Here is a 24,239-nt window from a genome sequence, read left to right as displayed (position 1 = left end):
GCGCGGCACAGGAACCCGGGAGGCAGCGATGGTGGCGACCCGCGCAGAGGTGGCGGCACTGGCCGGAGTCTCGCCCTCGACCGTCACCTATGTGCTCACCGGCAAGCGCCCCACCTCCCCGGCCACCCGTGACCGGGTGCACCGGGCCGTGGAGACCCTGGGGTATCGGCCCAGCGCGGCGGCGCGCTCGCTGGCCTCCCACTCCATGCACACCGTCGGCGTGCTCTTCCGCCGCCAGCGCGCGATCATCGATGCCAATGACCTGGACTACGTCGATGGGGCGCGGGCGGCGCTGGAGAGTCGTGGCATCCAGGTGGTCCTGCCGGTGCTGTCCACCGGGGCGCTGAGCGAGGAGATCAACGCCCTGGTGGGCTCGCGGGCCGTGGACGGGGCGATCCTCATGGACGTCGCCCACCAGGACTTCAGGGAGCGCCTGCTCGTCGCCGGTGGGCTCCCCACGGTGCTCCTGGGCTTCTCCGGCGCGATCGACGGCGCACCCTGGATTGACGCGGACTTCTCCGAGATGGCGGCATGCTCACTGCGGCACCTGGTCGAGCTGGGGCATCGCAGGATCATGGCCGTGCTGCGGCATGTGGGCAGCCAGGGCAGCAATGCCGATCATGCCCTGGCCCGCGGCCTCACAGAGTGGGCCGAGGCCCTGAGCATCACGCTGGTGGTGCGCACGGTGCCGGATGATCCGCTCGCGGGGGCGAGCCTGGTGGGGGCCGAGGGGCTGGAGGAGGGCTGCACCGCAGTGGTCGCCGCCAGCTCGAGCGCCCTGGCCGGGCTGGTGAGCGCCGCTCATGCCCACGGCCTGAGCATCCCGGCGGATCTGTCCATGGTCTCGCTGGGCACCAGCGAGACCATGGGCGGGCGGGGGATCACGGAGTGCTGCGTTGACCGAGTGGCCCTGGGGCGCGCGGCCGGCGAGCTGCTGGCCCTCCACGCCGCCGGCCAGGCCCGCGGACAGCCGCGCCTCATGCCGGTGCGCCTGACCGATCACGGCTCAACGGCCGCGCGGCGCCACGACGCTCCGGCCCGGCCCTAAGACCGGCCCTCAGCGGCGGGCCGCGGCCACGATCGCTGCACGGTCGCTGAGGGCCGCCGGGCGGGGTCTGCGGCCCGGGCCCGCCGCGTGGCTGGCGGACCCGGGGCAGGGCTCAGTTCTTGGCGGGGGCCTGGCCGAGCTCGACGGCGCTGACCGACACGGCGGCCTCGGGCTCGGCGAGAACCTCGACCGAGAAGCCGCCGGTGACCTTGGCGGCCTGCAGCAGGTCCTCGCGCACCGTCTCCACCGCGGTCTCGTATCCGGGCGCCACCTCCAGGGCCACCTGGAGGATCGGGGTCTTCTGGCTGACCTTGGCCTCCGACTTCACCCTGCGCAGGGCGGCCAGGGCCGCGCCTGCCTGCTCCACCAGGGCCGCATCGGCGTCGCCGGCGGCCTCGCGCAGGCCGGAGGCGGCCGGCCACGCCGCCCGGTGCACCGAGCCGCTGCGGTACCAGCTCCACACCTCCTCGGTGGCGAAGGGCAGGAAGGGCGCGAAGAGCCGCAGGAAGGTGTCCACCGCGATCGCCAGGGTGGTGCGCGCCGAGGCCACGGCACCGGCCTCATGCGTGCCGCCCTCATCAGTGGCCCGGTCCTTGACCAGCTCGATGTAGTCATCGCAGAAGGTCCAGAAGAAGGACTCCGCCACCTCCAGGGCCCGGGCGTGCCCGAACTCCTCCAGGGCGGTCGTGGCCGACTCGACCACCTCTGCCAGGGCGGCCAGCACCGCGCGGTCAATGGGCTCGCTGACGGCCGCGGCGTCCAGGCTGGGCGCCGGGGCAGCGGCCCGGGTCTGCTCATCGGCATCCCAGGGGATCCCCATGGACAGCGCGAACTTCGAGGCGTTGAGGATCTTGATGGCCAGGCGCCGCCCGATCTTGATCTGGGACTCCTCGAAGGCCGCGTCCATGCCCAGGCGGGCCGAGGCGGCCCAGTAGCGCACCGCATCGGCGCCGAACCTCTCCAGCAGGCTCATGGGCGTGACCACATTGCCCTTGGACTTCGACATCTTCTTGCGGTCCGGGTCCAGGATCCAGCCCGAGATCCCGGCATTGGCCCACGGCAGCGCCCCGAACTCCAGGTTGGCGCGCACCACCGAGGAGAACAGCCAGGTGCGGATGATGTCCTGGCCCTGGGGGCGCAGATCCATGGGGTAGACGCGGGAGAACAGGTCCTCATCGGTCAGCCACCCCGAGACCAGCTGGGGGGACAGGGAGGAGGTGGCCCAGGTGTCCATGATGTCCAGCTCGCCCACGAACCCGCCGGGCACGCCGCGCTGGTCCTCGCTGTAGCCCTGGGGGACATCGGAGGAGGGGTCCACCGGCAGCTCCGACTCCGGCGGGACGATGGGGTGGTCGTAGTCCACCTCGCCGTCCTGGCCAACGGGGTACCACAGGGGGAAGGGCACGCCGAAGAAGCGCTGGCGGGAGATCAGCCAGTCATTGTTGAGGCCCTTGACCCAGTTCTCGTAGCGCACGCGCATGAAGTCGGGCTGGAAGGCCAGCTCCTCGCCGCGCTTCAGCAGCTCGGAGGCCAGATCCTCACCGGAGGCCGGGTTGGTCCAGGGGGTGCCGCCGTTGCGGATGTACCACTGGCGGGAGGTGACGATCTCCAGGGGCTTGTCGCCCTTCTCGAAGAAGTTCGTCTGACGCACGGTCTTGACCGGCTCGCCGCGCATCTCCCCGCTGGCGGCCAGCGCCCCCACCACGGCCTCGCGCGCTGAGAAGGCGGTCTTGCCGGCCATGGCCTCATAGGCCCTGCGGCCCTCGTCACTGGTGATCCACTCCGGGGTCTCGACCTCGATGCGTCCGTCCTTGCGCAGGATGGCGCGCAGGGGCAGCTCCAGGTCGCGCCACCAGTCGATATCCGTGGTGTCGCCGAAGGTGCAGCACATGGCGATGCCGGCGCCCTTGTCCCGCTCGGCCGCCGGGTGGGCCAGGATGGGGACCTCCACGCCGAAGACCGGGGAGGCGGCCGTGGTGCCGAACAGCGGCTGGTAGCGCTCGTCGTCGGGATGGGCCACCAGGGCCACGCAGGCGGCCAGCAGCTCGGGGCGGGTGGTCTCGATGCACACATCCACCCCGTTCTCGATCTCGGCGCCGGCCGCCGCGGCGCGCGCGGCGGCCTCGGCGTCCAGGGCGTGGAAGGCCAGGCGGTGGTAGAAGCCGGGGTACTCGCGCGACTCCAGCTCGGCCTGGGCCACCGCGGTCTGGAAGGTCACATCCCACAGGCCCGGGGCCTGGGCCTGGTAGGCCTCCCCGCGGGCCAGGTTGCGCAGGAAGGCGGTCTGGGCCACCTTGCGGGCGCGCGGCCCGATGGTCTGGTAGGTGTGCGACCAGTCCACGCTCAGCCCCAGGCGCCGCCACAGCGCCTCGAACTGCTTCTCGTCCTCCACGGTCAGGCGCTCGCACAGCTCGACGAAGTTGCGCCGGGAGACCGGGACCTGGTCCTTGGCCTTGATGGACTTGCCCTCCCCACCGGTGTGGGGGGGAGTGAAGTCCGGGTCGTAGGGCAGGGAGGGGTCGCATCGCACCCCGAAGTAGTTCTGCACCCGCCTCTCGGTGGGCAGGCCGTTGTCATCCCAGCCCATGGGGTAGAAGACCGCCTTGCCGCGCATGCGCTGGAAGCGGGCGGCGGTGTCGGTGTGGGTGTAGGAGAAGACATGCCCCACGTGCAGGGAGCCCGAGGCGGTGGGCGGCGGGGTGTCGATGGAGAAGACCTCGCTGCGCTCGGCGCTGCGGTCGAAGGCGTAGGTGCCCTCCTCCTCCCAGCGCTGGCCCCAGGTCGGCTCCAGGCCGTCGGCGCTGACCTTGGCCGGCACGCGCGGGCTGTGGAGCTCGGAGGGCAGGATGCGAGGGGAGTTCTGGGATTGCGACATGCTGATGATTCTGTCATGTGGCCGGGCCCCGTCTCAGAGCGGGCCCCCCGATGCGCCTGTGAGGTGGGCAACCATGCGGCGCGCTGGGGCTCGCCTGGCCGGGCCGCTGGGTCACCGGGCCCTCAGGATCCAGCTCCGGGCGCCCGTGAGGGCGGGGAAGTGAGGGGACCGCACTATCGTAATGCCGCATCGAAAGTGTTAGATTAGGCATGCCTAAGTCATGTTGCGGACGGCGCGCTCCGCCCGCAGGGAGCCTGGAAGAGGCAGATCATGGAACCCACCGCCAGCGCAGCGTCGCGCGGCATCTCGGCGCCTCGCCACCTCATCACCGTCGGCGTCTTCACCGCCCTGTACTTCGTGTTCTTCTTCGCCGGCGGCATGCTGGGGATCTTCCATCCTGCGATGATGCTGATCGGTGGGGTCGTCACCGTGGTTCTCAACGGCATCGTGTGCATGCTCATGGTCGCCAAGACCCGGGCCATGTGGGCCTACACGATCATGGGGGTCGTGGTCGGCCTGCTCATGGTCGGCACCGGCCACTACTGGGCGACCGTTCTCGTCGCGGCCGCTCTCGGTGTTGTCGCCGATCTCATCACCCGCGCTGGAGGGTACAGGCGCGCCACCGCCAACGCCCTTGGGTATGCGCTGTTCTCGCTGTGGGGGATCGCTCCCATCCTGCCGATATTCCTCAACTCGCAGGCCTACCTGGCGGATATCGAGGCGCAGATGGGCGCCCAGTACGCAGGCACCTTCGCCGCGGTGTTCTCCGCACCGGTCGTCGCGGCCTGGGGCCTGATGACCCTCGCACTCGCCTACGGCTCGGCGCTTGTGGGCATGCGAATCCTGCACCGCCACTTCGAGCGAGCCGGTGTGGCGTGAGCACGCATGCGCCGCAGGCAGCGCACCCCGCCCTGCCGCGCCGCGCCAGCGTGCGCTGCGGGGCGGATCCCCGTTCCCGGCTCCTGCTCATGATCGTCATCAACATCATCGTCATGGGGCGCTCGAGCGGATGGCTCCTGTGGGTCGCAGCCGCGATCGTGGGCCTCGCCCTGGTCCATGACCTGCGGCTGCGCGCCGCCGCCATCTACACCGTCGTCCTCGGGGCCAGCGTCCTGGCCATGGCTCTGATCCGGTGGTGGCCCGGCGGGCCCAGCGTCGCGCTGGGCATCATCGGCTTCTGGGTCCTGCGCTTCACCATCGCGCTGAGCGCCGGGGCGTGGTTCGTCTCCACGACCCGCGTCACCGAGCTCGTGGCCGCCATGCACGCTGCGCGCCTGCCCAGAGTCCTCATCATCCCGCTGTCCGTCATCTTCCGGTTCCTGCCGGTGGCACTCGAGGAGATCGGCGGCGTGGCCGAGGCCATGGCCCTGCGCGGCTACACCGGCTCCTACTGGTGCCGCCACCCCCTGGCCGCCATCGAGAAGCTCGTGGTCCCGGTGCTGGCGGCCTCGGCGCGCACCGCCGATGAGCTGTCCGCCGCCGCGCTGATCCGTGGACTGGGGGTCAGCGACCGCCCCACGAGCGTCGTGCGCCTGCGATGGGGCGTGCCCGACGCCGTCGTGGCGGCCATCTGCCTTGCCCTGACCGGGGCCCTCCTCGCCCAGAACGCGGTTCCATGGACGTGAGCATCAGGGACGTGAGCTACACCGCTCCCACCGGGCAGCAGGTGCTGGACCGCGTGAGCCTCAAACCCCCCGCAGGTCGGCTCACGCTTGTGTGCGGGGCCTCCGGCTCCGGGAAGACCACACTCGTGCGCCTTGTCAACGGCCTCATCCCGCACTTCCACCATGGCGAGCGCACCGGGGAGGTCCTCATCGGTGGCCGGGAGGTCGCCCGGATCCCCCTCGGCGAGATGGGGCGCTTCACCGCCACAGTCTTCCAGAACCCCGCGACCCAGTTCTTCACCACGACTGTCGCCGACGAGCTCGCCTTCGCCGCCCAGAACTACGGGGTCCCTCCGGAGGAGATCATCAGGCGGCGCCTGGGCGCACTGAAGGAACTGGGGCTGGAGGATCTGGCGGACCGCGACCTGCGAGGCCTGTCCGGGGGCCAGCTGCAGAAGGTCGCCTGCGCCCAGGCCCTGACTCAGCAGGCCCCAGTCATCCTCCTCGACGAGCCCACCTCCAATCTGGATCCCGAGGGCATCGAGGGCATCCGGTCCGTCATCGCCCGGCTCAAGGCGCTCAAGCGCACCATCATCGTCGCCGAGCATCGCGTGCACTTCCTGGGCGGCCTGGTCGACCAGGCCGTTGTCATGGACGACGGCAGGATCGTGCGACGAATGAGCGGAGCCGAGCTGTTCTCCATGGGTGACGCCGAGCGCCGCCGCCTGGGCCTGCGCTCCCTGACCAGGCCCGAGCTCCCGCGAAGGACCTGCTGTGGCAGTCCCCTGGAGGTCGTGGACGTCCCCGCGGTTCGTGCGGCGGGGGCAAGCCGCGCGCGGGGGCCCAAGGAGCGCCGCGGCCTGGTCATCAGCGACATGGTGGTCGAGCGCGGCGGGCGCCGCATCCTCGACCTGGAGCATCTGGACTTCCCAGAGGGCCGGGTCACCGGGATCATCGGCGCCAACGGCATCGGCAAGACCACCCTGGTGCGCGCCATCTGCCGGCTCCAGCGCTGTCAGCGCCGGGCCCGCATTGAACTGGACGGCCGCCCCCTGGGCCGCGGTCAGGCCTTCCTGGTCATGCAGGACGTCCACCGCCAGCTCTTCGCCGAGTCCGTCGCCGACGAGGCCAGCGCCCACCGGCTCCAGCGCCTCGGCCTGGCCGCCCTGGCCGACCGCCACCCGTTGTCCCTGTCGGGAGGGCAGAAGCAGCGGCTCGTCATCGCCACCGCCATCGACCAGGACGCGCGCGTCATCATCCTCGATGAGCCGACCTCCGGAGTGGACCACCGCCACCTCCTGTCGATCGCCACCGAACTGCGCGCTCTGGCCGCTCAGGGGCGGGTCGTCATCGTGGTCAGCCACGATGACGAGTTCCTCGCCGAGTGCGCCGACCGCATCATCCGACTCCTGTGAGACCCAGTTGCCCATTCACCGCGCTCATCCGCATCGGCTCACCCGACGCTCAATCCTCGAAGGACGCAGCACATGACATCGGCCCGAATCGCGACCACCCCGACCACCCCGACCACCGGGAGCACCGGCACCGGTCCGCCCGGTGGCCCCGGAGCCTCGGCCGGCGCCACCGCCAGTGGGGGGATCACCGTCCTCGACCTCATCTCCCCGGCGCGCGGAGCCATGATCGTCTCGGCCATCCTCACCGCCATCGGGGCGATCGTCTTCATCATTCCCTTCGTCGCCCTGCACCGCATGGCCACCATCTGGCTCGGGGAGTCCACCGCCACCGGCTGGGCCGGGAGCACCGGGGCATGGGCGGCCGTCGCGGTTGCCAGCCTGGCCGCCTCTCAGGTCCTCTACCTCGCGGGCCTGGGCATCACCCACGCCGCTGAGGTGCGACTGCGCCACGGGCTGCGAGTCAGGATCGTCGCCGCCCTGTCCGGCATGCCGCTGGGGCGCGTGGCACTCGTCCCCCGCGGCGCCGTCCGCAAGATGGTCTGCGACGACACCTCCGCCATCCACACCATGGTGGCTCACCTGCCCGGTGACGCCACCAACGCCGTTGTCTCCGTCCTCGCCGGAGCCGTCTACCTGGTCTGGGTGGACTGGCGTCTCGCGCTCGCCCTGCTGGGGCTGTGGGGAATCGCCCTGGCGGGGTGCGCCATGCTCGGGATGCGGGGCATGAGCGACATCACCCACCGCTTCGGCGCCGCTCAGACGGGGCTCGCCGCCGCAACCGTTGAGATGCTCGAGGGCATCAAGGAGATCAAGGGATTTCAAGCGGCGGACTCCACCCGCACCCGCTTCAACACCGCCCGGGACCAGTTCTCCGAGATCTCCTTCGAATGGGTCCGGGCATCCGGTCGGGCCATGAGCCTCATGACCGCGCTCCTGCGGCCTGCGACCGTCGTGGCGACCCTGGCTCCCCTGAGCGTGCTGTTCACCTCTCAGGGATGGACACCGCTGTCCGCGACGCTCCCCTTCTTCCTCCTGGCGCCCGGCCTGCCCGAGGGAGCGATCGCCCTGGTGAGTCTTATGCAGCACCTCTACGAGTCCCGCCAAGCCGCGCAGTCCACGGCATCCCTGCTCCAGGAGGACCCCATGGCGCAGGGCCGGCATGCCCAGGGGGAGGGACCCCAGCCCGGACGTGTCGAGGTCCGCGACGCCGTCTTCTCCTACACCCAGGGCGCCCCTGTGCTGCACGGGGTGTCCTTCATCGCCGAGCCCGGGACCGTCACCGCGCTGGTCGGCCCCTCGGGCGGGGGCAAATCCACCCTGGCCCGTCTCGTCGCCCGCTTCCACGACGTCGACGACGGGCACGTCCTCGTCTCCGGTATCGACGTGCGTGACACCCGCCTGTCCTGGCTGGGATCGCAGGTGGCGATCGTCCTGCAGGATGTTGATCTGACCCACGACTCCATCCACGACAACATCGCCCTGGGGCGCCCCGGGGCGAGCCGGGCCGAGGTGGAGGAGGCCGCCCGCGCGGCCTGCATCCACGACCGCATCATGCGCCTGGCCCAGGGCTACGACACCGTCATCGGCGACAAGGGCGGGCACCTGTCCGGCGGGGAGCGCCAGCGGATCGCCCTGGCCCGCGCCTATCTGCGCGACGCCCCCATTCTCGTCCTCGACGAGGCCACCGCCCAGGCCGACCCGGCCTGTGAGCGCGACGTCCACCTGGCCCTGTCCCGCTTGGCAGCCGGGCGCACCGTCCTCATCATCGCCCACCGCCTGTCCACCATCCGCGACGTCGACCAGATCCTCGTTCTCGACCGCGGCCGGATCGTCGAGCGCGGCAGGCACGAGCAGCTGATGGCGGCCAACGGGCGCTACGCGCGCCTGTGGCGCACCCAGAGTGAAGGGCGCGGAGAGGATGAGGACAACGAGTCCGCACCCTGGCCGGCCCGCGGCGACAAGGATGGTGAATGAGCATGTGGAGCCTGCTGCTGCGACTGGTCAGCCCGCGCGAGATGAAGGCGATCACCGCCTGGTTCATCGCCTCGGCCGTCCTTCAGGGACTGGCCCTTGGCGCCCTCATCCCCTTTCTGCGCGCGCTCTACTCCCGCTCTGAGTCAACCACCGCGTGGATGGTGGTGCTCGTCGTGGCGGGCCTGTGCGCGATGGCCGTCGACATGGTCGCCCAGACCCGCTCCTACCGGGTCAGCGTCTACGAGATCTGCGACACCATGATCAGCCGCATCGCCGAGCACGTCCTGGCGCTCCCCCTGGGCTGGTTCTCCGCGGCACGCCAGGCCGCCGTGGTCAACGCGACCTCCAGGGAGATCAACACGCTCTCCCACGTGACCTCGCTGGTCATCCCCAACCTGTGCAATGCCTTCATCGTGCCGCTGGTCATGATCGGCGTCGTCGCCGCCGTGGAGTGGCAGATAGCCCTCATCATGGCGCTGACCATCGTGCCCCTTTACATCATCTGGCGGCGCATGAGGACGGCAACGACGCGCGCCAATGAGATCGAGGATGCCACGGCCGCCGTCGCCGCGGGCAGGCTCATCGAGTTCGCCCGCCTCCAGCCGGTGCTGCGCGCCTCGGGGCTGGCAGAGTCGGGTTGGCAGCCGGTGCGCGAGGCGCTGGCGGCCGATGCCGACGCCACTGCCGAGGGACTGCGCGTCAAGGGCAGGCCCGCGCAGGCCTTCCACCTCGTGGCCAATGCCTCCTTCGCCCTCATCATGGCGGTGGGGCTCGCCGCGGTGAGCGGGCACCGCCTCGATGTCATCGCCTACCTGGCGGTCATGGCCGTCACCTCGCGCATGCTCCTGCCGCTGACCAAGGCCGCCATGTACTCCACCGAGGCGGACAATGCCATCGTCGCCCTGCGGGCCGTCAACGAGATCCTGTCCGCGCAGCCGCTGCCCGATCCCGCGCCCGGGTGCGAGGCCTCGCCCCATGGCAGCGGCATCGAGCTGCGGGACGTGGACTTCTCCTACGACGAGGGTCGTCCAGTGCTCGACGGCGTGAGCCTGACCGCACCGGCCGGACGGGTCACGGCGCTCGTGGGGCCCTCGGGCGCGGGGAAGTCCACGGTGCTGCGCCTGGTCGCCCGCTTCTGGGACACTGGCACGGGAAGCGTGACCATTGGGGGCGCGGATGTCGAAGATCTGGGAACGGCTGCCGTCATGGGGCTGACCTCCATGGTCTTCCAGGAGGTCTACCTCTTCGACACCACGATCCGGGAGAACCTGCGCATAGCCAGGCCTCAGGCCACGCAGGAGGAGTTGGACCGCGCCGCGCGGCGCGCCCGCCTGGACGGTGTCATCGAGTCACTGCCCGACGGGTGGGACACCCGTGTGGGGCCTGCGGGCACGAGCCTGTCCGGTGGGGAGCGCCAGCGGGTCGCGATCGCCCGGGCCTTCCTCAAAGACGCCCCGATCCTCCTGCTCGATGAGATCACCTCCGCCCTGGACGGTGAGAACGAGTCGGCCATCGCCGAGGTCGTGCGCGAGCTGTCGGTCGGGCGCACGGTACTGATGGTCGCCCACCGCATCTCGACGATCCAACGCGCCGACGAGGTGGTCTTCCTCCAGCCGGGGCCGGACGGCGCCCGGGTGGCCCAGCGCGGGAGGCCCGAGGAGCTGGGCAGCGTGGACGGCCCCTACCGGGATTTCCTGCGCGCTGCCGAGGATTCCGCGCGCTGGCGCCTGGCGGGACGGTGAGCGCCTCATACGATCACGGAGCGCGCGGGCCGACTCACTCCCTAGTTCTTGAGGATCTCGGAGACATCCACGCGTGCAGGCGCCGCGCGGCCGTCAGGCGCGCAGCCGGGGAGGAGACCAGGACGGGTTCGGCGATGGCAGCCGTGCCCGGTCGTGGCACTGGTGACGGGCTGTTTTGGTACGCTTGTCCTAGAAGCGATCAGCGCGGATCCGGTGATGATGCCGATCCGCCGGGGACGGAGAAGCATGGCAGAGGAACACCCTGGGGCGGTCCAAGCGCCGGACGCTGATGACGGCGGGCCCGCTGCGACTGTGCCTGCCACGTCGACCATGTCTACGGAGTCGACCGCGCCGCCCTCCTCCCAGAGCCCCGATCAGCGCCTGCGCGAGCTGACCGAGCATGTCGGCGTGCTCAGCCGCAAGAACACCCACCTGGCCAATGCGCTGCGCGCGGCGCGCACCGAGCTGGCCACCCTCCATGAGGACATCGAGGCCCTCCAGGCCCCGCCCCTGGCACACGCCACCGTGCTGGCGGTGGACGCCACCGAGCGCACCGCGGATGTCTCCATCGCCGGGCGGCGCCACCGGGTGGGCATCGGCCCGGCCGTGGTGGCCTCCGCCCTGCACCCGGGCGACGACGTCGTCCTCAACGAGCACCTGGTCATCACCACGCGCATCGACTCCCACCGCTTCGGCGAGGTGGTCACCGTCAAGGAGACCTACGACGACGGCACCGTCCTGGTCCTGGCCCGCCATGACGAGGAGCAGGTCCTCACCCTGTCCGGGGCCCTGACCGATCGCCGCCCCCGAGTGGGCGACGCCCTGGTGGCCGACCTGGCCGTGCGCATGGCGCTGCGCCCCGTGGTGCGCTCCGAGGTCGAGGAGCTCGTCCTGGAGGAGGTCCCCGACGTCGCCTACGAGGACATCGGGGGCCTGGGCGGCCAGATCGAGCTCATCCGCGACGCCGTCGAGCTGCCCTTCCTCCACCCCGACCTCTACCGCGAGCACCGCCTGACGCCCCCGCGCGGCGTCCTGCTCTACGGCCCCCCCGGATGCGGCAAGACCCTCATCGCCAAGGCGGTGGCCGCCTCCCTGAGCGGCAAGGACCGCGGCGAGGCCTACTTCCTCAACATCAAGGGCCCCCAGCTGCTGGACAAGTACGTGGGGGAGACCGAGCGGCGCATCCGCGTCATCTTCGCCCGCGCCCGGGAGAAGGCCGCCACCGGGGTGCCCGTGGTCGTCTTCTTCGACGAGATGGACTCCCTGTTCCGCACCCGCGGCTCGGGCCGCTCCTCGGATGTCGAGACCACCGTGGTGCCCCAGATGCTCGCGGAGATCGACGGCGTCGACGAGCTGGACAACGTCGTGGTCATCGGCGCCACCAACCGCGAGGACATGATCGACCCGGCGATCCTCAGGCCCGGCCGCCTGGACGTCAAGATCCACATCGGCCGCCCCGATGCCGCCGGCGCCGCCGAGATCCTGGCCACCTACCTGACCGCCGACCTCCCCCTGGACGAGGAGCTCCTCCACTCCGCCGGTGGGGCGCAGGCCGCCGTGCGCAGCCTCATCGATCAGGTCGTCACCCGCCTCTACACCCGCTCGCGCGCCACCGAGATGGTCGAGCTCACCCACGCCGACGGGCAGGTCGAGGTCCTTCACGTCGCCGACCTGGTCTCCGGGGCGATGCTCGCCAATATCGTGGACCGCGCCAAGAAGGCCGCCGTCAAGGACCTGGTCACCACCGGCAGGCGCGGCCTGACCCCCCACCACCTTCAGAGCGCCGTCGTCGAGGAGATCGCCGAGAACGAGGGTCTGCCGGCCACCGTCCACCCCGATGACTGGGCCCGCGTCTCCGGGCGCCGTGGCGCCCCCGTGGTGTCCATGCGCGTCCTTCACCGCGAGCGCGCCCAGAGCGAGACATGAGCCCTGCCCGCCGGCTTGACCCCGCCGGGCGATGCGACCAGGCTCGATGCCTGGCGCCCCGGGCAGACTCCCCAGGACCCACAGGCCAACAACGCAGACAAGGAGAACAGCGATGAGTGAGTTCGCCCAGCCCTCCCGCAGCCGCTACGAGGACCCCGCCCCCGACGACGCCCCCGAGCCCGGCCCGGCCGGCCCCGCCCGTGGCCAGGGACTGGACTCCGTCCTGGACATGATCGACGACGTCCTGGCCGTCGACGCCCAGGAGTTCGTGCGCGGATTCGTGCAGAAGGGCGGCCAGTGAGCGCCCCGATGGATCGGGTCACCGGGCTGGAGACCGAGTTCGCCGTGTTCGCCGCCCCGGCCGCCCCCATCCACGCTCCCGGGGCGGGGGAGCGCGCCGCCTCCGAGCTGCCCGACGTCGAGACCGCCGCCAACCTCCTGTTCCGCCACCGCCCGGCCGGCTACCGCTCCAACAACCTCTTCCTGCCCAACGGCGGGCGCCTCTACCTCGACATCGGATCCCACCCCGAGTACGCCACCGCCGAGTGCCAGCAGGTGCGCGACCTGGTGGCCCAGGACCAGGCCGGCAAGCGCCTCCTGGCCCAGATGGCGGCCGGCGCCGAGGCCGACCTGGCCTCGCGCGGCACGGCCGCCCGCCTCCACCTGCTGGCCAACAACACCGACTCCGCCGGGCACACCTACGGCTGCCACGAGAGCTACTCGGTGCCCCGCAGCCTGGATGAGGAGGCGGTGCTGCCGGTCCTGACCTCCTTCCTGGTCACCCGCCCCGTCCTCGTGGGCTCGGGGGCCGTGCTGAAGGGGACCGGAGCCGGGCGGGATGAGGAGGACGCCGCCTGGGGCCTGTCCCCGCGCGCCCCTCACCTGGGCTCGCTGACCTCAGCGGACACCACCGGGCAGCGGGCCCTCATCAACACCCGGGATGAGCCCCATGCCGATGCCGCGCGCCTGCGCCGCCTCCACGTGACCTGCGCCGATACCACCATCGCCGAGCCCACCACGGGCCTGCGCACCGCCCTGACCCTCCTGCTGCTCGATGCCCTGGAGGCGGGGGAGGACTTCACCGATCTCATCGTGGACTCCCCGCTGGAGACCCTGGGGGCGCTGGGCACCAGCGCCTGGGGGCAGGCCCCGGCGCCCACCGCCACCGGCGCGCGGTCCACCGCCATCGACATCCAGGAGGCCTTCATCGAGCGACTGGCCGGATTCCTGGAGCGCCAGGGCGGTCGGCCCTTCCTGGCAGGCGCCGAGCACCTCGTGACCGACCTGGCCCCGCGCGTCATCTCCGCCCTGCGCCGCCAGGACGCCAGTGGCATCGACACCGAGATCGACTGGGCCATCAAGCGCCGGCTCATGCGCGCCCACCGCGAGCGCCACCCCGAGCTGGCGGGAGACGAGCTGGCGGCCCTGCGCTCGCGGGTGGACCTGGCCTACCACGACCTGCACCCGGGCCTGGGGCTCGCCGGGCGCCTGGAGGCCCAGGGGCTGATGGCCAGGCTGTGCACCCCAGGGGAGGTCGAGGAGGCGATGACCCGCCCGCCCGCCACCCGTGCGGCCCTGCGCGGGGCCTTCATCCAGGCCTGCCTGGACAAGGGCGCCGACTTCTCGGTGACCTGGGAGAGCCTGCGCCTGGACTCCCCGCCCACCACCCCGGTGGACCTGCCCGACCCGCTGGTCAGGGCCAACGAGGAGGCCAGTCGGCTCATCGCCCGCGTCGAGGGGCTGCGCCGTGAGGAGATGCGCCAGATCGACCTCGTGGGCCGTGGGGGCCTGGGCGCCCCCGGATAGGGGCCGCTGCTCTGCACGCCTGCGTCCACCGCGCTGGAGCGCCTCCCCGCCGGCTCCGCCTGGCCCCGCCCGCGCCGCTCCGTCGCCATGGGCGCTCCGCCAGTGCCCGGGTCTTACCGGGCACTGGCGGAGCGACAGTGGTGGAGCGCAGGGTTGTTAGATGCCCTGTGAGGCCAGCACCGGGGCGGGGCGGCGCTGAGCGCGGGACCGGGGAGCGGCCTGCTCATCGGCGCGCCCGCTGGCCGCCTCCTCGGAGGCCACGGAAGACACTGCGGCCTCGGTGATCCCGGCGATCCCGGTGGACTCGGTGGCCTCGGCCTGGCGGGCGGCCATGGCGATGCTGGCCGCCTCGGCCCGGGCCCGGCGCACGGCCAGCAGGAGGAAGCCCACCCAGGCCACGACCAGGAGCGTGTAGCCCACGGAGTAGACGGGTGTGGGAGCGCTGGCCCAGGACAGGAGCGTGGACAGGTTCGTGGCCACGATCAGCCCGCCCACAGCGGTCCCCAGCACCGGCCCGGGCAGGCGCGAGACCAGCCATGCGGCGATGGGCGCGGCCACCAGGCCCCCGGCCAGCAGCGCGGCCACCACGCCCAGGGACAGGCCCGAGGTCCCCAGCCCCAGCAGGAATCCTGCTGAGGCGGCGACGGTGACCATGAACTCCGAGGCGCTGACCGAGCCGATGACGGTGCGGGGGGCCGTGCGCCCCTGGGTCATGAGCGTCGTCGTCGTCACCGGGCCCCAGCCGCCCCCGCCCGTGGCGTCCACGAGCCCGCCGACCAGGCCCAGGGGGACGAGCAGTCGGGAGCCGTGGGGCGAGCGCCGCGCGCCCGTGCCCGCCGGGGGCCGGACCGCGAAGCGCACCAGCACGTAGGCGCCCAGCAGGGCCAGCAGCGTGGCCGTGATCGGTGTCGAGGAGCTGGTCGACAGATGCGACAGCAGCGTGGCCCCCGTGAAGGCCCCCACCGCCCCGGGCAGGCCCAGGCGCGCCACCAGGCGCATATCCGTATTGCCCAGCCTCCAGTGAGAGGTGCCGCCGGCCAGGGTCGTGCCGATCTCCGCCAGGTGCACCGAGGCCGAGGCGAGGGCCGGGCTCAGCCCCGCCAGGAGCAGCAGCGAGGAGGAGGTCACGCCATAGCCCATGCCCAGGGCGCCGTCGACCAGTTGCGCGACCAGGCCCACCAGGGCCAGGAGGATGAGTTTGCGCATGAGTGTTCCCCTTCAGGAATCGGTGATGAACGGGCGGGGGTCAGGAGTGCGGATCAGGCTGGGCCCGCGTCCGCGGGGATGCGGGCCATGCCCGCCGCCAGGGTGGTGCCCTCCTGGGCGTCGATGAGCAGGAAGGCCCCATCGGCGCGGGAGGAGGCGTAGTCGGCCAGCGGGACCGGGGAGGCCAGGCGCAGGCGGATGCGCCCGATGTCGTTGAGCTCCAGGCGCTGGGCGGGGATCGTGGTCAGGTCGTCGAGATCCAGGCGGCCGTCGATGCCCACCACCATGGCCTGAACCGTCTGGGTGCCGTGCTTGAGCAGCACCCGGGCCCGGGGCCTGAGCGCCTCATCGCTGAGCCAGCACACATGGGCCTCTACCGCGCTCAGGGGCTCGGGGGCGCCCTGGACGGCGGCCAGGGTCTGGCCCCGGGAGATGTCCAGGTCATCGGCCAGGCGGATGGTCACCGACTGGCCCGCCTGGGCCTCCTCGAGCTCGGTGTCGGCCAGGTCGATGCCCACCACCGTCGAGCGCCCGCCCGAGGGCAGGACCACGACCTCGTCGCCCACGCGCACCCGGCCGGAGGCCACCGGCCCCGCGTAGCCGCGGTAGTCGCGCAGCTCGGGGGAGGGGGCGGCCCCCTGGGGGCGGATGACCATCTGGACGCGCAGGCGGAAGGGCCTGTCCACCTCCGCGTTGCCCCCCGGAAGCTCCTCCAGGAGGCCCAGCAGCGTGGGGCCCTGGTAGAAGGGCGTGCGCGTGGAGGGCTCAACGATGTTGTCGCCCTTGAGCGCCGAGGTGGGCAGGGTGTGGACCTCCTCGACCCCCAGCTCGGCGGCCACCTGGCGCACCTGGGCGTCGATGCTGGTGTAGACCTGGGCGGAGTAGTCCACCAGGTCGATCTTGTTGACGGCCACCACCACGTGGGGGACCCGCAGCAGGGCGGCCACCGCCAGGTGGCGGCGGGTCTGCTCGACCACGCCGTTGCGCGCATCGACCAGCAGGACCACGACGTCGGCCGTTGAGGAGCCGGTGACCGTGTTGCGGGTGTACTGCACGTGCCCGGGGCAGTCGGCCAGGATGAAGGAGCGCCGGGCGGTGGCGAAGTACCGGTAGGCCACGTCGATGGTGATGCCCTGCTCGCGCTCGGCCCTCAGGCCGTCGGTCAGCAGGGCGAGGTCGGCGCTGGTCAGGCCCCGGTCCAGGCTGACCTGCTCGACGGCGGCCAGCTGGTCGCGCAGCACGGACTTGGAGTCGAAGAGCAGGCGGCCCACCAGGGTGGACTTGCCGTCATCGACGCTGCCGGCCGTGGCCAGGCGCAGCAGGGAGCTGGGCTGGGGCGCGGCCAGGGCCTCCGCGGCCTCAGCGGTCTCAATGCCCTCGACAGTCTGGATGGTCTCAGCGGTGGTCATCAGAAGTAGCCCTCCTTCTTGCGGTCCTCCATGGCTGCCTCGGAGAGCCGGTCATCGGCGCGGGTGGCGCCCCGCTCGGTCAGTGTGGAGGCCGCGACCTCCAGGGTGATCTCGTGATTGGAGGCCGCGGCGGACTCCACGGCTCCGGTGCAGGACATATCGCCCACGGTCCGGTAGCGCACAGTGCGGGTGACCACCTCCTCGCCGGCTCGCGGGGCGGTCACGGCCGAGGCCGCCAGCCACATGCCGTCGCGCTGGAAGACCTCGCGCTCGTGGGCGTAGTAGAGGCTGGGCAGCTCGATGTCCTCGCGGTCGATGTAGCGCCAGACCTCCAGCTCGGTCCAGTTGCTCAGCGGGAAGGCGCGCACGTGCTCCCCGGGGCGGTGGCGGGGGTTGAACAGGCTCCATAGCTCGGGGCGCTGATTGCGCGGGTCCCACTGGCCGAACTCGTCGCGCAGGGAGACGATGCGCTCCTTGGCGCGGGCCTTGTCCTCGTCGCGGCGACCGCCGCCGAAGACGCCGTCGAAGCCTCCCTCCTCGATGGCGTCGAGCAGGGGGATGGTCTGCAGGGGGTTGCGGGTGCCGTCGCTGCGCTCGCGCAGGCGGCCGTCGTCGATGTAGTCCTGGACGCTGGCCACCACCAGGCGCACCCCGAAGCGCTGGGCCGTGGCGTCCCGGTAGTCCAGGACCTCGGGGAAGTTGTGGCCGGTGTCCACATGCAGCACCGGGAAGGGGATGGGCGCGGGCCAGAAGGCCTTGCGGGCCAGGTGCAGCATGACCACGGAGTCCTTGCCGCCGGAGAACAGCAGCACGGGGCGGCGGCACTCGGCGGCGATCTCGCGGATGACCAGGATCGCCTCGGCCTCCAGGGCGTCGAGATGGTCCAGCCCCCCATCGGGGGCCAGCACGGGGGCGTGCGGCTCGTGGGCGGCCGGGGAGCCGTCCGGACCGGTGGGGTCGAGGGCGTCGGGGCCGGTGAGGGGGTGGTCGGTGGGGGCGGTGAGGATGGTGTTCATAGGTGGATTCCGCATTCGGTCTTGGTGAAACCGGCCCAGCGGCCGGAACGGGGGTCGTCTCCGGGGGCGACGCGCCTGGTGCACGGCGCGCAGCCGATGGAGGGGTAGCCGTCGTAGAGCAGGGGGTTGATGACGACCCCGTGCTGCTGGGCGTAGTCGGTCAGCTCCTCGAAGCTCCAGGCCGCCAGGGGGTTGATCTTGACGATCCCGTGGGTCTCGTCCCAGCCCACCAGGGGCGTGCCGGTGCGGGTGGGGGCCTCCTCGCGGCGCACCCCGGTGGCCCAGGCCTCGTAGCCCTCCAGGGCCCTGGCCAGGGGCTCGACCTTGCGCATGCGGCAGCAGGCCGCGGGGTCGCGCGACCACAGGTCGACGCCGTGGCGGGCGTCCTGCTCGGCCACGCTCAGCTCGGGGTGGATGTCGACGACGCGCACATCCATCGTGGCCGCCACGGCGTCGCGAGTCCCCATGGTCTCGGGGAAGTGGTAGCCGGTGTCCAGGAACAGGACGTCGACGCCGGGGGCCACCCGGGCGATGAGGTGCGGCAGCACGGCGTCGGCCATGGAGCAGGCCACGGCCAGGGTGCCCGGGAAGCTCTGGGCCGCCCACTGGGCCACATCCAGGGCCGGGGCGCTCTCGCCCAGCTCGCGGGCGCCGGCCAGGGCCAGCTCCTTGAGCTCCTCGCGCGAGCGCAGGGCGCCGGCCGCTGGCGGGGCGGGGGCGCTGGCGGGCAGGTGCGTGGTCATTGCAGGGCCTCCTCATCGGCTCGGTGCGCCCACTGGGCGAAGCTCTCCTCGTCGTGACGCTCATCCAGGTAGCGGCGCACCAGGCGCTCGACATAGTCGACCAGGCCCTTGGCGGGGACCTTCAGGCCCCGCACCGTGCGCCCCAGGCCGGCCTCGGGTCGTCCGTCGGTGGCCAGGCCGCCGCCCAGGTGGACCTGGAAGCCGGGCATCTGCTCGCCGTCGACCGTGATGATCTGGCCCTTGAGGCCGATGTCCGCGGTCTGGATGCGCACGCAGGAGTTGGGGCAGCCGTTGATGGTCATGGTCACGCGCCGGTCCAGGTCGGTGTCCGCCAGGCGCTCGTCGAGCTCGGCCAGAACCTGGGCGGCCAGGGACTTGGTCTCCACGATGGCCAGCTTGCAGAACTCCAGTCCGGTGCAGGCCAGGGTGTTGCGCTGGAAGTTGCCCGGGTTGGGCTCCAGGCCGAGCTCGCGAAGGCCCGCCACCGCCTCCTCGACGCGCTCGGCGGGGACGTCGAGCAGCAGGAGGTTCTGCAGGGGAGTGGTGCGGACCCGATCCGAGCCCACCGACTCGGCCAGGTCGGCCAGGCCCAGCAGGGTGTCGCCGTCCAGGCGGCCCACGGGGGGCTTGGCGCCGATCCAGAACCTGCCGTCCTTCTGCTCGTGGACGCCGATGTGGTCGGAGTCCCCTGAGGGGGCGGCCGGGGCAGGGCCATCGGGCAGGGCCCGTCCCAGGTACTCGTCCTGGAGGACCTCGCGGAAGCGCTGCGGCCCCCACTCGGCCATGAGGAACTTCAGGCGCGCCTTGTTGCGCAGCCGGCGGTAGCCGTAGTCGCGGAAGATGCGGATGACGCCGTACCAGACCTCCAGGGCGTCCTGCGGTGAGACGAACACGCCCAGGCGCTCGCCCAGGCGCGGGGCCGTTGACAGGGCCCCGCCCACCCACAGGTCGTAGCCCGCGCCCAGCTCGGGATGCTCAACCCCCACGAAGGAGATGTCGTTGATCTCGTGCAGGACGTCCAGGGCCGGCGAGCCGGAGATGGCCGTCTTGAACTTGCGGGGCAGGTTGGCCAGCTCGGGGTCGCCCAGGTAGGTCTGGCGGATGGCCTGGGCCAGGGGGGTGGGGTCGATGATCTCGTCCTTGGCGATGCCGGCCACGGGGGAGACCAGGAAGCCCCGGGGCGTGTCCCCGCAGCCCTCGATCGTGGTCAGGCCCACCTCCTCCAGGCGGCGCCACAGCTCGGGGACGTCCTCGATGCGCACCCAGTGCAACTGGATGTTCTGGCGGTCGGTGATGTCGGCGGTGCCCCGGGCGAAGTCGTTGGAGATCCGGCCGATGACGCGCAGCTGCTCGCGGCTCAGGCTCCCCCCGTCCAGGCGGATGCGCTGGAGGAAGTAGTGGTCCTCCAGCTCGGCGACGTCGAGCTGGGCCGTGCGGCCCCCGTCGATGCCCTGCTTGCGCTGGGTGTACAGGCCCCACCAGCGGAAGCGGCCGCGCAGGTCGTCGGGGTCGATGGACTCGAAGCCCTCGGTGGCGTAGACGGTCTCGATGCGCTCGCGCACATCCAGGGGAGCGCCCTCCTGCTTGAAGACCTCATTGGCGTTGAGCGGAGTCTGGCCGTCAACGGACCACTGGCCGTTGGAGCGGGCCTTGCGCGGCGGGCGCACAGAGGCCCCCGGGGCCGGTGATGGGGGCTGGGCATCGGTGTGAACGGTCATCTGCTCCTCCGTGGCGGTGGCGGGGAGCGTCCGGTGATCAGCCTCGGGCTATCCGGTTCGGTGCTCGCAGCGGCCCATCTCGGCTGTTGTGCCGGGGGAGGTGAGGTGCACCGGACGCTTCGTCGCGCCGGATTCCTCATGCTGTGGCTGTATGCCGTGGGTGGGAGTCAGGCGCTTGTCAGGCCCGACAACACATGACCCAGGCTCGGGCATGCAGGCTGCTCGCGGGGGACTGCCCGCGGGAGGTGGCTGCGTGCCGGAAGGTCATGGCCGTGACGCTAGACGCCGTGACATCCCGGTGACAAGTAAGGGGAGCCTTAGTGGTGCCAGTCGGCGCGAGCGCCCCCGCCGGCGCATCCCAGCGATGGCCCGCCTCCGGATCAAATCGAAGGGCCTCGTGTGATCCTGGTCGCGGTTGGATCCGCCTCGGCACATGCTTGCTCCCCGCTGTGCGCTGTGGGATGTCTTGCGCATCATCGCAACCGCATGGTTAGACTAACCTAAGTCCCTTGAGTCCCGGTGGTACGGAAGAAAAGGAATGATGGACTCCTCCGCGCAATCCCCCACAACGCCTTCGTCAGGCGCCAAGCAGCGCACAGTGCGATCCTCATCGCGCAAGGGCCTGGCCGACTCCGCCCTGGGAACCCGCAATCTCATGATCCTGGCGGCCCTGGCGGTTGTCAGCCAGATCGTGCTGCTGCCCCTGAACTATCTGGCCCCCACGGCAGGGGCGGCCCCCGGAGCGGTCTACGTCGCCTGCTCCATCCTCTTCCTGTGGGTGATCCCCTTCCTGCTGCCGGCGACCGTGGTGCGCCGGCCAGGGGCCGTGCTCGTCGCCTCCTTCATCATGGGCGTCATCGGCGTGTTCACCACACCCGTGGGCCCTGCCGCCCTGCCGGGCAACCTCCTGGGCGGGGCCTTCATCGAGGTGCCCCTGGCCCTCATGCTCTACCGGAAGTGGACGTGGTGGGCCTACCTGGTGGCGGCCGCGGTCTTCGGCCTGTTCAACAGCGCGATGTACGTCGGGCTGCTCAAGACGGCGGTGGGCCTGCCCGCCTCCTCGGCCATGATCGTGATCGGCGTCGCCTCCGCCGTCGTGGGCGGGGGCGTGGCCATCCTGCTGACCCGACTGCTCAACCGCGCCGGCGTCGGCATCGACCACCGTGGGTGAGGCCGCGGTCGCCGCGCCCGAGCGGGAGACCGCCCAGGGCGCCCTGATCCGGGCCGAGGACCTGTCCGTCCACTACCTGGGTCGCGAGGACTGGGTGCTGGACTCCCTGGCGCTGACCCATCCCGGCGCGGGGGTCACCGCCGTCGTCGGGCCCTCGGGGTGCGGGAAGACCACCCTGGTGCGCGCTCTGTGCGGCCTGGTGCCCCACTGCATCCCCTCGGAGTACTCCGGGAGCCTGCTCCTGGAGGACCGGGAGGTCGCCGATGCCTCCGTCCAGTTCCTCTCCGAGCGCATCGCCTACGTGGGGCAGAGCCCGGATGCCGCCGTGGTCACCCGAAGCGTGCACGACGATGTCGCCTTCCCCCTGCAGAACCTGTGCCTGGAGCGCGAGGAGATCGAGGCCCGAGTGCGCCTGGCGCTCACACAGGTGGGCCTGGCCGATCGCATCTGGGACAGCCCCTGGCGCCTGTCAGGAGGGCAGCGCCAGCGCCTGGCGGTGGCGGTCGCCCTGGCCATGCGCCCCCGGCTCCTCATCCTCGATGAGCCCACCAGCACCATCGACGCCGTCGGCCGGGACGGCTTCTACGGGTTGGTGGCCCAGATCGTCGAGGCCGGTGCGGGGGTGGTCGTGATCGACCATGACCTCGACCCGGTGCTGCCCATCGTCGATAGGGTTCTGGCCCTGGACGCCGCGGGGCGCACCATCGCCGTGGGAACCGCCCGAGAGGTCTTCACCGCCCACGCCCGCGAGCTGGCTGAGGCCGGGGTGTGGATGCCCCGCGCCCTTCGCGCCCGCGGGGCCGACGGGCCGGAGAGGGACGACAAGGATGATACGGGCGGGGGAGATGGGCCCCTGACCTGCCAGGAGGCGGGGATCGACCTGCCTCGGCTCTCCGACCTGTGCGACCCGGAGCAGGTGCGCTACCTCCAGCGCGGCGCACAGGGATGGGAGGAGGTCGAGGCCATCGATACGGCCGCCACGGCCGCCGATGCCCCCGAGGGCGGCCGGCCCCATGTCGACCTCGACGGGCTTGAGGTCCCCGGGCGCTCGCCGCGAGTCTCCCTGAGGCTGGCCGGGGGCGAGCTCATCGCCCTGATCGGTCCCAATGGCGCCGGGAAGTCCTCACTCCTGTCGGCGCTGGCGGGGCTGGTGGCCTCCACCGCCGCGCACGCCACCGTGCGCGGCAGGGCCGTGCGCGCCGGACGCCACCCGGTGGGGTACGTGTTCCAGAACCCCGAGCACCAGTTCGTCGCCACCTCCGTGCGCCGCGAGCTGGCCGTGGGCGGCACCGCCCCCGAGCGCGTCGAGGCCCTGCTGGAGCAGTTCCACCTGACCGCCCACGCCGACCACCATCCCCTGACGCTCTCCGGGGGGCAGGCCCGGCGCCTGTCGGTGGCCACCATGATCAGCGAGGAGCGCGAGGTCATCGTCCTCGACGAGCCCACCTACGGGCAGGACTGGGACAACACCCGCGAGCTCATGGGCTTCATCGAGGAGCTGCGCGCCCAGGGGCGCACCATCATCATGGCCACCCACGACCTGGAGCTCGCTCAGGAGCTCTGCACCCATATCGTGGCTCTGCCCGCGCCCCAGGCGGCCGAGCCGGACGGGCAGGAGGTCCCCGCCCCGCCCCGGCGCCGGCGCGGACTGCTCAGCCCGCTGAACCCGTTGACGCTCTTCATCGCCGCCCTGCCGGTGATGGCCATGGTGCTGGCCCTCAGGGATGCCAGGGTCAACCTGGCCGTGCTGGGGGCGGCCAGCCTGCTCATGGTGATGGCGCGCGCCTCGAGGACGCGCACCGTGATCGGCTTGCTGGCCCCGTGGGTGGTCTCGGCGCTCATGGTCTGGATCTTCTCCAGGGGGGATGCCCTCCAGGCCGCCACCAGGGTGTACGAGCCGGGCACGGCGGCCGCGGCGGGAACCGGGATCGGGGCGCTGGTGTCCCTGGCGCTGGTTTCGGGCATCGCCACCGATCCCGAGGCCCTCATCCGCACGCTGACCGGGACGTTCCGCGTTCCCTACAGGCTGGGCTCGGCCGGGATCGCCGCGACAGCCTTCATCACGCGCTTCCACGGGGACTTCACCCTCCTGCGCACCGCGCGCGCTCTGCGCGGCATCGGCAGGCGCTGGGGGCCTGCGGCACCGGTGCTGCGCTGGGCGGGCTCGATCGTGCCCCTGATGATCATCGCGATCCGCCACGCCGAGCGTGTGGCGCTGTCGATGGACTCGAGGGCCTTCGGTGCGCACAGGAGGCGCACCGAGCTGCGCGACGAGCCCTGGCGGCTGATCGACTGGGCGGTGGTGGCCTGCGTCTGGGCGGTTGCGGCCTGGGTGTGGGTGACGCTGCGCTGAGGCGGTTGGCGACGCCCGCGCGATCGTGCTCCGGGATGCGGCGCACTGCGGGGCGCCGCATCCCGGCGCTCCGCGGGAGGGCCGAGGTCGCCTGGGTCGACCGGGTCACTGCCACTAGAGCCCGATGTGGGAGTGGTGCCGCTGTCCGCCGTGCCGAAGGCGATGTCGACAGCATCGATGCCGGACCTGGGCATGCCCGGGCACCGGTCCCGGTCAGCAGAGCGCGAGCGCGC

The 24,239-nt window shown here is 71.8% G+C and carries 17 protein-coding genes; 11 read left to right on the top strand and 6 right to left on the bottom strand.

Annotated features, from left to right (window positions below; all coding sequences use genetic code 11):
• The first annotated feature begins 28 nt into the window (after positions 1–28).
• Complete coding sequence (locus tag EL266_RS11630; protein WP_026427961.1) at positions 29–1,048, top strand: LacI family DNA-binding transcriptional regulator; 1,020 nt, start codon at positions 29–31, stop codon at positions 1,046–1,048.
• A 112-nt stretch (positions 1,049–1,160) separates the two neighbouring features.
• On the opposite strand, the gene valS is transcribed toward EL266_RS11630, so the two are convergent.
• Positions 1,161–3,923, bottom strand: coding sequence for a valine--tRNA ligase (valS, locus tag EL266_RS11625; protein WP_026427960.1), 2,763 nt, complete (start codon positions 3,921–3,923; stop codon positions 1,161–1,163).
• Positions 3,924–4,193: 270 nt separating this feature from the next.
• Between valS and EL266_RS11620 the strand changes: the two genes are divergently transcribed.
• From EL266_RS11620 to EL266_RS11585, 8 genes are all read left to right on the top strand, one after another.
• A complete protein-coding gene (locus tag EL266_RS11620) occupies positions 4,194–4,802 on the top strand; it encodes an MptD family putative ECF transporter S component (RefSeq protein ID WP_026427959.1) in 609 nt (202 codons plus the stop codon).
• Positions 4,799–5,548 (top strand): energy-coupling factor transporter transmembrane component T, encoded by a 750-nt coding sequence (locus tag EL266_RS11615; protein WP_126412348.1) that lies wholly within the window; start codon positions 4,799–4,801, stop codon positions 5,546–5,548. The genes EL266_RS11620 and EL266_RS11615 overlap by 4 nt, the downstream gene beginning before the upstream one ends.
• An 11-nt stretch (positions 5,549–5,559) precedes the next feature.
• Positions 5,560–6,942: an ABC transporter ATP-binding protein gene (locus EL266_RS11610; protein WP_232012030.1), complete on the top strand. Its 1,383-nt coding sequence runs from the start codon at positions 5,560–5,562 to the stop codon at positions 6,940–6,942.
• Between the two features lie 222 nt (positions 6,943–7,164).
• Positions 7,165–8,916: an ABC transporter ATP-binding protein gene (locus EL266_RS11605; RefSeq protein ID WP_197719315.1), complete on the top strand. Its 1,752-nt coding sequence runs from the start codon at positions 7,165–7,167 to the stop codon at positions 8,914–8,916.
• Between the two features lie 2 nt (positions 8,917–8,918).
• Positions 8,919–10,658, top strand: a complete 1,740-nt coding sequence (locus EL266_RS11600) for an ABC transporter ATP-binding protein (RefSeq protein ID WP_026427957.1) — start codon at positions 8,919–8,921, stop codon at positions 10,656–10,658.
• A gap of 330 nt (positions 10,659–10,988) precedes the next feature.
• Positions 10,989–12,584: a proteasome ATPase gene (gene arc / locus EL266_RS11595; RefSeq protein ID WP_051281432.1), complete on the top strand. Its 1,596-nt coding sequence runs from the start codon at positions 10,989–10,991 to the stop codon at positions 12,582–12,584.
• Positions 12,585–12,696: 112 nt separating this feature from the next.
• A complete protein-coding gene (locus EL266_RS11590; RefSeq protein ID WP_026427955.1) occupies positions 12,697–12,885 on the top strand; it encodes a ubiquitin-like protein Pup in 189 nt (62 codons plus the stop codon).
• Positions 12,882–14,390 (top strand): proteasome accessory factor PafA2 family protein, encoded by a 1,509-nt coding sequence (locus EL266_RS11585; protein ID WP_232012029.1) that lies wholly within the window; start codon positions 12,882–12,884, stop codon positions 14,388–14,390. Before EL266_RS11590 ends, EL266_RS11585 begins: the two co-directional genes overlap by 4 nt.
• Positions 14,391–14,546: 156 nt before the next feature.
• Here EL266_RS11585 and EL266_RS11580 read toward each other — a convergent pair whose 3' ends face one another.
• Genes EL266_RS11580 through EL266_RS11560 form a run of 5 tightly spaced genes read right to left on the bottom strand, consistent with a single transcriptional unit; the run spans position 14,547 to position 20,482 of the window.
• The gene (locus EL266_RS11580) at positions 14,547–15,596 is read right to left on the bottom strand and encodes a sulfite exporter TauE/SafE family protein (RefSeq protein WP_051281431.1); all 1,050 of its coding nucleotides are present in this window, start codon (positions 15,594–15,596) and stop codon (positions 14,547–14,549) included.
• A 53-nt stretch (positions 15,597–15,649) separates the two neighbouring features.
• Positions 15,650–17,005 (bottom strand): sulfate adenylyltransferase subunit 1, encoded by a 1,356-nt coding sequence (locus EL266_RS11575; RefSeq protein ID WP_084501127.1) that lies wholly within the window; start codon positions 17,003–17,005, stop codon positions 15,650–15,652.
• Positions 17,005–18,021: a sulfate adenylyltransferase subunit CysD gene (cysD, locus tag EL266_RS11570; protein WP_026427952.1), complete on the bottom strand. Its 1,017-nt coding sequence runs from the start codon at positions 18,019–18,021 to the stop codon at positions 17,005–17,007. The genes EL266_RS11575 and cysD overlap by 1 nt, the downstream gene beginning before the upstream one ends.
• Positions 18,018–18,764, bottom strand: a complete 747-nt coding sequence (locus EL266_RS11565; RefSeq protein WP_084501125.1) for a phosphoadenylyl-sulfate reductase — start codon at positions 18,762–18,764, stop codon at positions 18,018–18,020. The genes cysD and EL266_RS11565 overlap by 4 nt, the downstream gene beginning before the upstream one ends.
• Positions 18,761–20,482: a nitrite/sulfite reductase gene (locus EL266_RS11560; RefSeq protein WP_026427950.1), complete on the bottom strand. Its 1,722-nt coding sequence runs from the start codon at positions 20,480–20,482 to the stop codon at positions 18,761–18,763. The genes EL266_RS11565 and EL266_RS11560 overlap by 4 nt, the downstream gene beginning before the upstream one ends.
• Before the next feature lie 541 nt (positions 20,483–21,023).
• Here EL266_RS11560 and EL266_RS11555 point away from each other — a divergent pair.
• Together EL266_RS11555 and EL266_RS11550 are read left to right on the top strand one after the other, a co-directional pair.
• Positions 21,024–21,653, top strand: coding sequence for an ECF transporter S component (locus EL266_RS11555; RefSeq protein ID WP_051281443.1), 630 nt, complete (start codon positions 21,024–21,026; stop codon positions 21,651–21,653).
• Positions 21,646–24,006 (top strand): ATP-binding cassette domain-containing protein, encoded by a 2,361-nt coding sequence (locus EL266_RS11550; RefSeq protein ID WP_408608465.1) that lies wholly within the window; start codon positions 21,646–21,648, stop codon positions 24,004–24,006. Before EL266_RS11555 ends, EL266_RS11550 begins: the two co-directional genes overlap by 8 nt.
• Positions 24,007–24,239: the final 233 nt, after the last annotated feature.

The sequence above is a fragment of the Actinomyces slackii genome (assembly GCF_900637295.1).
Taxonomy (GTDB): domain Bacteria; phylum Actinomycetota; class Actinomycetes; order Actinomycetales; family Actinomycetaceae; genus Actinomyces; species Actinomyces slackii.
The sequence above is the reverse complement of the archived record's forward strand: the minus strand, read 5'-3'. Positions and strand labels throughout refer to the sequence as shown.

What these genes read in the sequence shown, in the direction of transcription:
- EL266_RS11630 (WP_026427961.1), top strand. Translation starts at nt 29, where the DNA reads ATGGTGGCGACCCGCGCAGAGGTGGCGGCACTGGCCGGAGTCTCGCCC.
- valS (WP_026427960.1), bottom strand. Translation starts at nt 3,923, where the DNA reads ATGTCGCAATCCCAGAACTCCCCTCGCATCCTGCCCTCCGAGCTCCAC.
- EL266_RS11620 (WP_026427959.1), top strand. Translation starts at nt 4,194, where the DNA reads ATGGAACCCACCGCCAGCGCAGCGTCGCGCGGCATCTCGGCGCCTCGC.
- EL266_RS11605 (WP_197719315.1), top strand. Translation starts at nt 7,165, where the DNA reads ATGATCGTCTCGGCCATCCTCACCGCCATCGGGGCGATCGTCTTCATC.
- EL266_RS11600 (WP_026427957.1), top strand. Translation starts at nt 8,919, where the DNA reads ATGTGGAGCCTGCTGCTGCGACTGGTCAGCCCGCGCGAGATGAAGGCG.
- arc (WP_051281432.1), top strand. Translation starts at nt 10,989, where the DNA reads ATGTCTACGGAGTCGACCGCGCCGCCCTCCTCCCAGAGCCCCGATCAG.
- EL266_RS11590 (WP_026427955.1), top strand. Translation starts at nt 12,697, where the DNA reads ATGAGTGAGTTCGCCCAGCCCTCCCGCAGCCGCTACGAGGACCCCGCC.
- EL266_RS11580 (WP_051281431.1), bottom strand. Translation starts at nt 15,596, where the DNA reads ATGCGCAAACTCATCCTCCTGGCCCTGGTGGGCCTGGTCGCGCAACTG.
- EL266_RS11575 (WP_084501127.1), bottom strand. Translation starts at nt 17,005, where the DNA reads ATGACCACCGCTGAGACCATCCAGACTGTCGAGGGCATTGAGACCGCT.
- cysD (WP_026427952.1), bottom strand. Translation starts at nt 18,021, where the DNA reads ATGAACACCATCCTCACCGCCCCCACCGACCACCCCCTCACCGGCCCC.
- EL266_RS11565 (WP_084501125.1), bottom strand. Translation starts at nt 18,764, where the DNA reads ATGACCACGCACCTGCCCGCCAGCGCCCCCGCCCCGCCAGCGGCCGGC.
- EL266_RS11560 (WP_026427950.1), bottom strand. Translation starts at nt 20,482, where the DNA reads ATGACCGTTCACACCGATGCCCAGCCCCCATCACCGGCCCCGGGGGCC.
- EL266_RS11555 (WP_051281443.1), top strand. Translation starts at nt 21,024, where the DNA reads ATGGACTCCTCCGCGCAATCCCCCACAACGCCTTCGTCAGGCGCCAAG.